The 12,091-nt window shown below is 61.2% G+C and carries 10 protein-coding genes; 5 read left to right on the top strand and 5 right to left on the bottom strand.

Going from position 1 to position 12,091, the window contains the following annotated elements; all coding sequences use genetic code 11:
* Positions 1 to 93 precede the first annotated feature (93 nt).
* Entirely contained in the window at positions 94 to 1,182 is a 1,089-nt protein-coding gene (locus AB4Z35_RS25465; RefSeq protein WP_442100092.1) for a polyamine ABC transporter substrate-binding protein, read from the bottom strand.
* A gap of 54 nt (positions 1,183 to 1,236) precedes the next feature.
* Positions 1,237 to 2,538 carry an NAD(P)/FAD-dependent oxidoreductase gene (locus AB4Z35_RS25460; protein WP_442100091.1) on the bottom strand — a complete coding sequence of 434 codons (1,302 nt, stop codon included), beginning with the start codon at positions 2,536 to 2,538 and terminating at the stop codon, positions 1,237 to 1,239.
* Between the two features lie 163 nt (positions 2,539 to 2,701).
* On the opposite strand from AB4Z35_RS25460, the gene AB4Z35_RS25455 reads away from it, so the two are divergent.
* A complete protein-coding gene (locus tag AB4Z35_RS25455; protein ID WP_442100089.1) occupies positions 2,702 to 3,589 on the top strand; it encodes a LysR substrate-binding domain-containing protein in 888 nt (295 codons plus the stop codon).
* Positions 3,590 to 3,791: 202 nt separating this feature from the next.
* Here the strand turns inward: AB4Z35_RS25455 and AB4Z35_RS25450 are convergent, their stop codons facing one another.
* The 3 genes from AB4Z35_RS25450 to AB4Z35_RS25440 are packed head-to-tail and all read right to left on the bottom strand — an operon-like array spanning position 3,792 to position 6,765.
* Positions 3,792 to 5,300 carry a tripartite tricarboxylate transporter permease gene (locus AB4Z35_RS25450; protein WP_008004646.1) on the bottom strand — a complete coding sequence of 503 codons (1,509 nt, stop codon included), beginning with the start codon at positions 5,298 to 5,300 and terminating at the stop codon, positions 3,792 to 3,794.
* Positions 5,301 to 5,315: 15 nt separating this feature from the next.
* Positions 5,316 to 5,798: a tripartite tricarboxylate transporter TctB family protein gene (locus tag AB4Z35_RS25445; protein ID WP_442100087.1), complete on the bottom strand. Its 483-nt coding sequence runs from the start codon at positions 5,796 to 5,798 to the stop codon at positions 5,316 to 5,318.
* Between the two features lies 1 nt (position 5,799).
* Entirely contained in the window at positions 5,800 to 6,765 is a 966-nt protein-coding gene (locus AB4Z35_RS25440; RefSeq protein WP_442100086.1) for a Bug family tripartite tricarboxylate transporter substrate binding protein, read from the bottom strand.
* Positions 6,766 to 7,126: 361 nt separating this feature from the next.
* Here AB4Z35_RS25440 and AB4Z35_RS25435 point away from each other — a divergent pair, with 361 nt between their 5' ends.
* From AB4Z35_RS25435 to AB4Z35_RS25420, 4 genes are all read left to right on the top strand, one after another.
* Positions 7,127 to 7,384, top strand: coding sequence for a DUF2790 domain-containing protein (locus tag AB4Z35_RS25435; protein ID WP_442100084.1), 258 nt, complete (start codon positions 7,127 to 7,129; stop codon positions 7,382 to 7,384).
* A gap of 84 nt (positions 7,385 to 7,468) precedes the next feature.
* Positions 7,469 to 8,140, top strand: coding sequence for a heavy metal response regulator transcription factor (locus tag AB4Z35_RS25430; RefSeq protein WP_008001318.1), 672 nt, complete (start codon positions 7,469 to 7,471; stop codon positions 8,138 to 8,140).
* Between the two features lie 8 nt (positions 8,141 to 8,148).
* Positions 8,149 to 9,579, top strand: a complete 1,431-nt coding sequence (locus AB4Z35_RS25425; protein ID WP_008001320.1) for a heavy metal sensor histidine kinase — start codon at positions 8,149 to 8,151, stop codon at positions 9,577 to 9,579.
* Between the two features lie 108 nt (positions 9,580 to 9,687).
* Positions 9,688 to 12,072, top strand: coding sequence for a DUF3772 domain-containing protein (locus AB4Z35_RS25420; RefSeq protein ID WP_442100083.1), 2,385 nt, complete (start codon positions 9,688 to 9,690; stop codon positions 12,070 to 12,072).
* The last annotated feature ends 19 nt before the right edge of the window (positions 12,073 to 12,091 follow it).

Raw genomic sequence — 12,091 nt, 5'->3', positions numbered from 1 at the left:
GGCGGAGTGTCAGTCGACATCATAGGTGTCTGACATAACGCCATCGCGAGCAGGCTCGCTCCTACAGTGACCGATGCGCGCATGACGTCGCTGTCAGGTATTGGTTTTCAGCTTGGTCCACAGGCGCGTGCTGAGGCGTGCGATGGCCGCGGGCAAGTCCTCAACGGTGAACAGCTTGTCCATCACGGTTTTCGGCGGATAGATCGCCAGGTCCTGCTTCACCGCCGGATCGACGAAGGCATCCGCCGCACTGTTGGGGTTGGCGTAATGGATGCTGTTGCTGATGTTGGCAATCACCTTCGGCTCCAGCAAGTAGTTCATGTAGGCGTAGCCGTTCTTCTCATGTGGCGCGCTCTTGGGCATGACCACCATGTCCAGCCACAACGTGGAACCTTCGTCCGGTATCGAGTAGGCAATATCAATACCGTTTTTCGCCTCCCTGGCGCTGGCGGCGGCCTGCACGATATCGCCGTTGAAACCGATCACCGCGCAGACGTTGCCGTTGGCCAGGTCGCTGATGTACTTGGATGCGTGGAAGTACTGAACGTATGGGCGGATCTTCAGCAACGCCTGCTCGGCTTTCTTGTAGTCGGCCGGTTCGTGGCTGTGGGGTGGCAGGCCCAGGTAATTGAGAGTGATCGGCAGAATCTGCGTCGGGTTGTCGATGATCGCCACACCGCACTCGCTGAGTTTCTTGATGTTGTTCTCGTCGAAAAACAGGCTCCAGGAACGGGTGACATCGGTGTTGCCGAAAATCGCCTTGATTTTCTCCACGTTGTAACCGATGCCCGCCGTGCCCCACATATAGGGGTAGCCGTACTGGTTGCCCGGATCGTTGACCTCAAGTTTCTTCATCAGCGCCGGGTCGAGGTTTTTCCAGTTGGGCAGCTGGCTCTTGTCGAGCTTCTGGATGGCACCGGCCTTGATCAGGCGCGACAGGAAGTGGTTCGACGGGCTGACCACGTCATAACCGGTATTGCCGGTCATCAGCTTCGATTCCAGCACTTCGTTGCTGTCGTGGATGTCGTAGGTCGCCTTGATCCCGGTGTCCTTGGTGAAATTGACCAGGGTGTCGTCGGCGATGTAGCCGTTCCAGTTGGAAATGTTGACGGTTTCGTCGGCATGGGTGGCGGCGGAAAACGTCGAGATCAGGGCCACAAGGGAAAGCGTATTGACGCGCATGTTGAATCACCTTCGATGGGAAGTGCTTTTGTTCTTGTTTTGAAATGGGTGTTTTCAGATTTCGCTTCTGGCCCGGACCGTTTCCACGCGCATACGCAGCATGGCACCGATGTCGAGCAACGGCTTGGGCGGCAGCCAGCCGGGCTGTGCCCGGGCGATGACCGATTGCAGCAACGGTGAATCACCGCCCGACGCCAGTTCCGCCAGCAAGCGGCCCCACAGCGTGCCCCGCGCCACTCCGGAGCCATTGCACCCGGCCACGGCAAACACGCCCTCCTCGACTTTGCCGAAATACGGTTGCCCGGAACGCGAAGCGCTGAGATGTCCGGTCCAGGTGTATTCAATGTCCCGCTCGCCGAGCATCGGGAAACGCCGTTGCAATCCCAGCACATGGTGCTGGCGGCGGGCCGATAATTCGTCCAGGGACAAATCCCGGGAGCGGTATTCCGCGGTGTTGCGGATCATCACCCGGCGATCCGGGGTCAGGCGCACCGTGGCACCAAGCGGTCGGGTAGACAGCACGCCCCAGGACGCTGGCGCTCCGAGCGCTTGAAACTCTTGATCGCTGAGCGGCCGCGTAAGGCTGGCGCTGAGTTCCATCGCGAAGGTGCCGCTGTCATCGATACCCGAGCGAGGGATAAAGGCGTTCAGGCAGACCAATATTTGTTTGGCCTCAACGCAGCCGTTTTGGCCCCGGGCGCGAATTCGGCCGTTGCCCAGGCGCTCAAGACCTGTGATATCGGTGTTCTCGTAGACCGTCACTTGCTGCGGCAAGGCATCGAGCAAGCCCCTCACGTACTTCGCCGGTTGCAGCAGCGCATTGCCGTTACCGCACCAGATCGCGGCGCGGTAGTGCCGGGTGCCGAGTTTCTCCTTCAGCGCCTCGCCTTGCAGAAACTGCGCGCTGGCGCCAACGGCACGCAGGGTCTGCAACCTGGCCTCGACGTGGGTCAGCTTGCGTGGATCGCTGACGGCGAAGAAATAGCCCGATTCCCTGAAGTCACATTCGATGCCATGGCGGGCAATCTGCTTGCGGACTTCGTCGGCAGCTGCGCGGCCGATTGACGTATCCACTTGATACCCGGCGAACCCGGCGCAGCCCGACAATTCGCCAACGGCGGGATGCTCATGGGCCACCACAAAACCGGAATTGCGCGCCGAAGCGCCTTGCGCAGCCCGCTGCCGGTCAACGACCACGATGCGCGCCCGGGGATGCATTTGCGCCAGGGTGTGGGCGGCACTCAGCCCGGTGATGCCGGCACCTATCACCAGCCAGTCGGCCTGCTGCGTGCCTTTGAGCGGCTCGCGCAAGGGTGAACTCCCCGCTTGCGCAATCCAGCCACAGATATTTTCCATGCGTCACCTCAGGTTCTTGTTCTGCGAACCGTCTCGTTTCAAAGCAGCAGTGCATGCATGATTCGCATGAGCTCTTTGCGGCGACGGTCACCATGGCTAGAATCTAAAGGGCCCATACAAAGACAACCAACGTTATTAAATCATCGAGGCATTCTGAAAACGCATGGATAAGATTCGCCACGCGCCCTCGCTACAGGGCTTGCAAGCCTTGGTCGAAGTCGCCGGGTCAGGCAGCTTCACGCAAGCGGCGCAAAAGCTCTGCCTGACCCAGAGCGCCGTGAGCCGACAAATCCAGCAACTGGAGAGCCACTTTGGCATGCCGCTGTTTGTCAGGAGCAGCCGCAGCATTCAACTGACCGCGGAGGGCGAACAGGTTCTGGCCAGCGCCCGCAGCATCCTCGAACAGTTGCGGACCCTCGAAGACCGACTCGCGCCGCAAAAACGCCCGTTCCGCATTCGCATGCACGTGTCACTGGCGGTGCGCTGGTTGCTGCCCAAACTGAGCGATTTCTACCGGCATCACCCGGACGTATCCCTGGCAATTGAAACCGTGGCCACCGAAGTGGTTGAGCCGGCCAGTGACAGCGATGCCTATATCCTTTACCTGCCCGAGCCGGCCACAGCGCCCGATTGCCTGACCCTGTTCGAAGAAGCGTTGGTGCCCGTGTGTGCGCCAGGCCTGGGCACCCCGGCCCGGCCATTGGCTTCGCTGGAGGATCTGTCGGGGTTCGCATTGCTGCATCGCTCAAGCGATCAGCATGACTGGCAGGACTGGTTGTCCGCCAACGGCGGCAAGTCGTTGAACGACTATCGGCACATCCCCTTCAACCTCGACGAACTGGCACTCGATGCCGCCGCGCGGGGGCTGGGGGTGGCGATGACCGACATGACCCTGGCGGGCGAGTCGATACAGCGCGGCGAACTGGTGATTCCGTTCGGCGAACCGTTGAAGACCCGGGGGATTTACTCGCTGTGCCTGCAACCCTCGGCGGCATCGCATCCGGCGTGTGCGCAGGTCATGCAATGGTTCACCGCGCAAACCACTGCATGATCGCCTTCACATTCAACATCAATGTCGACTGACACACCGCCTTCGCGGGCAAGCCCGCTCCCACAGTAATTTCTGTAGTTCACGAATACTGCGTACACCCACTAACCCTGTGGGAGCGGCGGTGCGGCGATCCGACTTGCCCGCGAAGGCGTCGGATCAGTTGACAATTATTTCACTGACACACCGCTCCCACAGGGATTCCTCAATCATCCTCATGCAACTTGATGCCGCGCTTATGCAACACATGCGGCACCACCAGCACCAGCAGCGTCAGGGCGAGGAAAAACGCCGAGATCGGTTGCGTGACGAACACCGTCCAGTCGCCCTGGCCGATGGACAAGGCGTTGCGCAGTTGTTTCTCGGCCATCGGCCCCAGCAGCATACCGACGATCACCGGGGCGACGGGGAAGTCGAAACGCCGCATCAACACCCCGCCCCAGCCAATCGCCAACATCAGTATCAGGTCGAAGGATGAGTGGCGCATGCCGTACACGCCGATGGTGGCGAAGACCAGGATGCCGGCGTTCAGGTACGGCCGGGGAATTTGCAACAGCTTGACCCACAGGCCCACCAGCGGCAAGTTCAACACCAGCAGAATCACGTTGCCGATATACAGCGAGGCCACCAGCGTCCAGACCAGTTCGGCGGAAGTTTCGAACAGCATCGGCCCCGGTTGCAGGTTGTAGTTCTGGAACGCCGCCAACAGGATCGCGGCGGTGGCGGACGTCGGGATGCCCAGGGTCAGCAACGGCACCAAAGACCCGGTCGCGCTGGCGTTGTTGGCCGCTTCCGGGCCGGCGACGCCCTCGATGGCACCCTCGCCCTTGTTGGCGGAAAACTCCTTGGGGTACTTGCTGAGCTTGCGCTCGGTGGAATAGGACAGAAAGGTCGGGATTTCGGCGCCACCGGCCGGAATCGAGCCAAACGGAAAACCGATCAGCGTGCCCCGAAGCCACGCGGGCACCGAGCGTTTCCAGTCGGCGCGGGTCATCCACAACGAGGTCAGGCGATGCCGGCCTTCGTTTGATTCCGCTTGATAGAGCAAGCTGTACAAGGCCTCGCCCACCGCGAACAGGCCGACCGCTACCAGCACCACCTCGATACCGTCCACCAGTTCGGGAACGCCCAACGTGTAGCGGGCAATACCCGAGGTCGAATCCAGTCCGATCAAACCGATGGTCAACCCGACACCCAGCGAAGCGAACCCGCGCAGCATCGAAGCTCCGAGCACGGCCGACACGGTGGTGAACGACAACACCAGGATCGCGAAGTACTCGGTCGGGCCGAAATTCAGTGCCAGCCTGGCCACGATGGGCGCGAACAACGTCAGCAATATCGTCGCGATGGTGCCAGCCACGAAGGAGCCTATCGCCGCCGTTGCCAGCGCAGGTCCGGCCCGGCCGTTGCGGGCCATGAGGTTGCCTTCCAGGGCCGTGACCATGGAAGACGATTCACCGGGCGTGTTAAGCAGGATCGAGGTGGTGGAGCCACCGAACTGCGCGCCGTAATAGATACCGGCGAACATGATCAAGGCGCCAGTGGGGTCGACCTTGGCAGTGATCGGCAACAACAGGGCCACCGTCAGCGCCGGACCGATCCCCGGCAACACGCCGATGGCGGTGCCGAGCAGGCAGCCGATGAAACCCCACATCAGATTGATCGGCGTCAGTGCCGAGGAAAAACCCATCGCCAGGCTTGAAAGAATGTCCACGGTGTCGAGCTCCCTTCAAATCCAGACGTTGATCAGCGGCGGCAGGGAAACCCCCAGGCCGGCGTTGAACAGCCAGTAGATCGGCAGGGTCAAGGCAATGCCGATGGCCAGGTCCCGCACGGGATGACGGCTGCCAAAACCCCGCGCCGAACAGGCAAACAGCAACCCGGCGGCCAGCACAAAACCGATCAGGTTGATCAGCACCGCCACCCCGACAAGCCCCGCGGTCACCCAGGCCGCACCGGTTTTTCCACCGGACACCATGACGGCATCGTTATCCAGCTCGCGAAAGCCGCCACTGATGGCCTGATACCCCAGCAGCAGCCCCACTGCCCCCAGAAACGCCGCCACGACATAGGGATAAACGTACGCCGGGAGGATGACGAACCCCATTTCCGGCGGAAAACGGTTGGCGCCCATCGCCAACACGACGCTGATGGCGATCAGGCCGATGCCGACCGCCAATTGCGTCGGTACCACTGCGCGCAGTGTGGCCATCTCAAATCAGCCCGACCTTGACCAGCATGGCGCGCAATCGCACGTGTTCTTCCTCGACGAATTTGCCGAACTCATCGCCGGTCAGCACGCTGGGCGTCCAGGCGTTGGTCTGGATATTGTCCTGCCAGACCTTGCTGTTGCTGGCGGCCACGACCGCGTCGATCACCTCTTTACGCTGCTGCGGGGTGAGGCCCGCTGCACCGTAAACGCCGCGCCAGTTGCCAATCGTCACGTCATAGCCGCTCTCCTTGAGGGTCGGTGCTTCAATGCCGGGAACGCGCTCCGGCGCGCCGATGGCCAAGACACGGAACTGGCCGGTCTTGATGTATTGGCCCAACTCGGCGTAACCGCCGGTGATCACCTTGAGCTGCCCGCCCAGCGCCTGGGCAACCACCTCGCCACCCCCGCCAAAGGCCACGTAGTTGACCTTGTTGACCGGCACATCCAGCTTGCCCGCCAGCTCGGCGATGCCGATGTGATCCACCGAGCCCTTGGAGCCGCCGCCCCAGGTGATGCTCGTCGGATTGGCCTTGAAGGCCTTGATCAGGTCATCGAGGGTCTTGTATTCAGACTCCTTGCGCACGGCGATCACGTTGTACTCGGTGAACAGCCGGGCAATGGGCGTCACATCCTTCAGGCTGATCTGCGGTTTGTTCTGTTCGATGCCCGCGACCATGATTGCCCCGACCACCAACAGCGCATTCGGATCGCCCTTGGTGCTGTTGGCAAATTGCGCCAGGCCCAGGGTCCCGCCCGCGCCGCCCTTGTTCTCGAAGGTCACGGCCTTGGCCGTATTGGCTTCGACCATCGCCTTGCCCAGCACCCGGGCAGTCTGGTCATACCCACCGCCCACTGAACCCGGGGCCATGAATTTCACGGTATCCAGCGCGAAGGCCGGTGCAACAAGCACGGCAGCGGTCAAACCGGCGGCCATGCAGCGACTGAAACGACGGATCAAAGCGGACATGGGCATCTCCTGATTGCATTGTTTTTATAGGTGCCGTTTTCCCATCGAGGTGTTCGATGAACATGGGCCTGCGAACAAGCTTAGGCCATGGATCCGCGGGTTGATCTGTTTTATGGCGCTGCAACCCCCTGTGGGAGCGGGCTTGCTCGCGAAGAGGCCATCACATTCAACATTGATGTTGGCTGATACGCCGCCTTCGCGAGCAAGCCCGCTCCCACAGGGACCTGGGTGCTCCTGCCATCCATTCATTACAACTTTGTAATCGAGCTGTTGGTCGCCTGTCCGGATCACTTCGTTAGCCTGAACTCACTGTCAGGCCAACCACCGGCAGCCACCCTGCCCTTGTAGAGAGAGATTCGTCATGAAAATGTTGATCGCGGGTTTTGCCGCCCTGCTCGCCACCGGTTCGGCGTTTGCCGCCACCCAGTCCACCTCGCCGGTCATCCACGACAAAGACGGTTTTTATGTGCCGGTGGATGTGGCCAAAGTGCTGTCCATGACCGACCTTTCCGGCAAGTGCGGTATCGTTCCGGCGCAGTTCAACTACCTCGACCACCAGGGTCGCGAGCACCAGCTGGACTATCGGGTCCAGGGCGTAGGTTGTATTGGCGAGAATTGACCGGATGCCTGTATTCACGACTGGCCGGGCTACACTTGCGCCACTGGCTTGCCCCTGTAGCCCGACCGAATCAGGCAGATTTCCATGAATATCCTCGTAGTCGAAGACGAACCCAAGGCCGGCAATTACCTGCTCAACGGCCTGCAGGAACTCGGATACACCGTGAGCCTGGCGCGGGACGGCGTCGATGGCCTGCACCTGGCCCTGGAACACGATTTCGACGTGATCGTGCTGGACGTGATGATGCCGAAGATGGATGGCTGGGAAGTCCTGCGCCGCTTGCGCAAGGAAGCCGATACGCCGGTGCTGTTCCTCACTGCCCGGGATGACATCGCCGACCGCATCAAAGGCCTCGAACTGGGCGCCGACGATTACCTGATCAAACCCTTCTCCTTCGCCGAACTGGTGGCGCGCCTGCGCACCCTGACCCGACGCGGTCCTACCCGGGAAGATGAACACCTGCACGTCGACGACCTGCAGATCGATGTGCTCAAGCGTCGCGTCAGCCGCGCCGGCAACCGCATCACCCTGACCAACAAGGAATTTGCCCTGTTGCACCTGTTCGCCACGCATCAGGGCGAAGTGTTGTCACGCTCGATGATCGCCTCGCGAGTCTGGGACATGAATTTCGACAGCGACACCAATGTCGTCGATGTCGCGGTGCGCCGCCTGCGCCTGAAAATCGATGATCCGTTCCCGCTCAAGTTGATCCACAGCGTGCGCGGCATCGGCTACCGCTTCGATACTCAACCCTGAATGCCCCCATGAATGCAATGACGCCGCTGCAATCCGCCACCCGCCTCAGCCACTCCCTGACCCTGCGTCTGGCACTGGTGTTTGCCCTGCTGGCGTTTGTCTCGCTGGCGCTGCTTGGCGTGGCGCTGTACCGCGACCTGGAACGCGAGTTGATCCGGCGCGACGACATTGCCCTGATCACCCGCATCGACCAGTTGCGTACTTTCCTCAACGACAGCAACACCCTGGACCTGATCAAGGCCAAGCCGGCGCTGTTCCAGAACATGATGGGCAACCGCGAGGCCCTGCTGACTATTGGCACCCCTGGGCAACCGCCATTGCTGGTGGTCAACCCGGGCAACCTGAAAATGCCGGTGCTGACCCCGGTGGCCATGGATCATCGGCTGACCCTGGACGACGTGCAGCATTTGCCCAACGTCAATGGCGTGCCGTTTTCCGCCTTGGCGGCAACCATCGACTCGGGTGATCTGGGCAGCCTGCAAGTGGTGACCGGGCGCCTGATGACCGAGCGCACCGCCGTGCTCGCCGACTACCGGTTCAATGTCTACCTGTTCGCCAGTGTCGCGGCGATTCTGCTGGCGCTGTCCGGTTATGTGCTGGTGCATCGCGGCCTATTGCCCGTGCGGCGCCTGGCCCGCCATACCCAGAGTATCGACGTCGGCAACCTCAACGAACGCCTCGACAGCCAGGGCGCGCCGCTGGAACTGTTGCCGATGATCGACGCCTTCAACGCCATGCTCGACCGCCTGGACAAAGGCTTCATACAACTGGGCCAGGTGTCGACCGACATGGCCCACGAGCTGCGCACGCCGATCAACAACCTGCTCGGCGAAACCCAGGTGGCCTTGCAGCAGAACCGCAGTACCGACGCCTATCAGCAGCTGTTGGCCTCGAATGTCGAAGAACTCGAGCGCCTGGCGCGCATGCTCGACAACATGCTGTTCCTGGCCCGCACCGATCCGCGCAGTGCCTTGCGCCAGCGTCAGGAGCTGGATGCCGCCGACGAAATGCAACGCATGGCCGATTATTTCGAAGGCCCGGCGACCGACGTCGGCATCTGCATCAATGCCCGGGGCAGCGGCTTGATCTGGGCCGAGCCGATGCTGTTGCGTCGGGCATTGGCCAACCTGTGCGCCAACGCCATCAAGTACGGCGCCCCGCATTCCGAGCTGTGCATCCACGCCAACCCGACCGCCGACGGCATCCAGGTGCAAGTGCGCAACCACGGCCCGACCATCGCGCCCCAGCATCTGCCACGGTTGTTCGAACGTTTCTACCGGGTCGACGAGTCCCGCGAACGCTCGGCCCAATCCAATGGCCTGGGCCTGTCGATCGTGGCGACGATCATGCAATTGCACAACGGTGCCTGCAACGTCAGCAGTGCCGACGGCATCACCTGCTTCGAACTGTTTTTCCCTGCGCGGCAACAGCATGAGTAACGCCTGAGCGCAAACCACCCGGGGCACTTGCGGCAAAACAATGCTCGAGGATGCGTGTCATGACCTAACCTCATTGGCTAAGTGACTAACAACCCGTCGAGCACGCCGATGTTCAATGTATTGAAGTCAGTGATTTACGTCGCCTTCGCGCTTCTGGCGGCGAGCCCGGGATGGCTGTTGGCGGCGCCCGTGGCCGACACCCTTGCTCCCACCACCACAACCCCGGTCATCAGCATCTCCGACAGCGATCTACTGGGGTTGCAAAACCGGCTGAACAGCCTCAAGCAGCAGGTTTCCCAGGCCAGCAATTACACTCAACTGGAAAGCTCACAGGGCCTGGTCCAGGTACTCATCCAGGATATTGATCGCCAGTCCACATCGCTGTTGCCCGGACAGGAGCAGTTGCAGGCACAACTCAATGTGTTGGGGCCAGTGCCACACGACGAGAACGCATTGGTGACGTCGGCCATTACCGCCCAACGAGACGCCCTCGGCGAGCAAAAAAACAGGATCGATAGCCAAATCAAAACCCTGGCCGCGCTGAAAACAAGTGCCGCCGAGCTGATCACCCAGATTGCCAGTATTCGCCGCACCCTGCTGGAGGCGGAGGTAACCCAGCAGACCGACAGCATCTTGAACCCGCGTTTCTGGTCGCCATTGTTCGATTTTCCTGCCGATGACCGCCGACGTTTCAGCAGCGTCATCCAGCAACTCGAGGCCACGCACCGGGCCGCCTGGCAACCCGGACAACGCATGTTCACGGCCACCCTGCTAATGCTGGCGCTGGCCATATGGACCGTGGGTCGACCGCTCGCCAACCGGGGTCTGGCGTGGCTGTGCTTTCATCGAATGCCTGAAGGTCGGTTACGACGCAGCTCCCTTGCGCTGGCCTCGGTAATGGCGACGGTGCTGACCGCCGGCGCGGCCCTGCAACTGCTGCATTTTGCCGCGACCCGCCAACTGCCCTACACCCCGCTGCTGGCCGAACTGACGCAATACCTGGAAAAGCTTGCCTATACCTGCGTGCTGATCACCGGATTGAGCCGCGCGTTGCTGTCGACCCAACATCCTTCGTGGCGCCTGCCCGATATTTCCGATCCGGTAGCGCTGGCGATGGCGCCCTATTCCAGACTGTTGGCAAGCCTGCTGCTGGTGCTGGTGACACTGGTACAGTTGAGCAATGTCACCGGCATGAGCGCCGAAGTGGTGCTGTTCGGTCGCGGTATCGTGGCGTTGGTCGCTGCTCTGGTGATCGGCGCGCTCCTGTTGCGCGTCAGCAAGACTCGCCAGGAAATGATAGCGGCCGGAGAAGTCCCCGAGGGCGTCACCACTTTCGCCGGCCTGATTTATACCTTTGCCGGCGTTGCCGTGGTGGTGTCCCTGTTCGCCCTGCTGATCGGCTACGTGACGATGGCCCGATTCATCACCTACGAAATGGTCTGGATATTCATCATCTTCGCCGGTTTCTACCTGCTCACACAGGTCTACCAAGACACTTGCGACTACCTTTTTTCGCCCAGGCAACCTGCCGGCAAGGCCATCAAGCAGCTACTGGGCATCGGTAATCCACGCCTGGAACAGATCTGCACCGTGCTGTCCGGGGCTGGCCGCGCCATCCTCCTGCTGATCGGTGTCATTGCCTTGTTTGTCGGCGGTGTGGGTACGACGCTCGGTCAACTGGCCACCAACACCGTGGCCATTCTCGGCGGCGAAGGGCTGCGCAAACTGAACATCGTCCCGGACAACCTGGTGAATGCCATCCTGGCCCTGGTGATCGGCATCTACCTGATCCGCTCATTGCGGCGCTGGCTGGATAGCGAGTTCCTGCCGAAAACCGAGATGGACCCCGGCATGTGCGCCTCGCTGAGCACCCTGTTTGCCAACATCGGTTATGTGTCCGTCGTCCTGCTCACGCTGTCGTCGCTGGGGATCAAGTGGACCAACCTGGCCTGGATCGTCAGTGCCCTTTCGGTAGGTATCGGCTTTGGCCTTCAGGAGATCGTGAAGAACTTCATCTCCGGTCTGATCCTGCTGACCGAGCGCCCGGTGAAAGTCGGCGACCTGATCAGCATCAGTGGCGTGGAAGGCGACATTCGCCGGATCAACGTGCGGGCCACGGAAATACAACTCGCCGACCGCTCGATCATGATCGTGCCCAACTCCCACCTGATTTCGCAGAACCTGCGCAACGTCACCCTCGGCGGCAGCGCCCAGGGTGTGGTGATACTCGAACTGATGTTCCCGCTGGACATCGACCCGGAGCAAGTACAAAACCTGCTGTACGACACCTTCACCGAACACGAATCCATTCTGGATAAGCCAGTGCCATTTTTGCGCTTCAGTCAGCTGAAACCTGAAGGCATCACGTTGACCATCACCGGTTATGTCGGCAGCCCACGCACGGTCGGCGCGATCAAAAGCGAGCTGCTGTTTGAAATTCTCAAGCGGCTGGGTGCCGCGGGGATCGAGCTGGCGAAACCGCCTGCCGCGTGATGCTCAATCACGCGGCAGG

The sequence above is a fragment of the Pseudomonas sp. KB_15 genome (assembly GCF_052114525.1).
Taxonomy (GTDB): Bacteria; Pseudomonadota; Gammaproteobacteria; order Pseudomonadales; family Pseudomonadaceae; genus Aquipseudomonas.
Note: the sequence above shows the minus strand (reverse complement) of the source record. Positions and strands in the feature narration are given on the sequence as shown.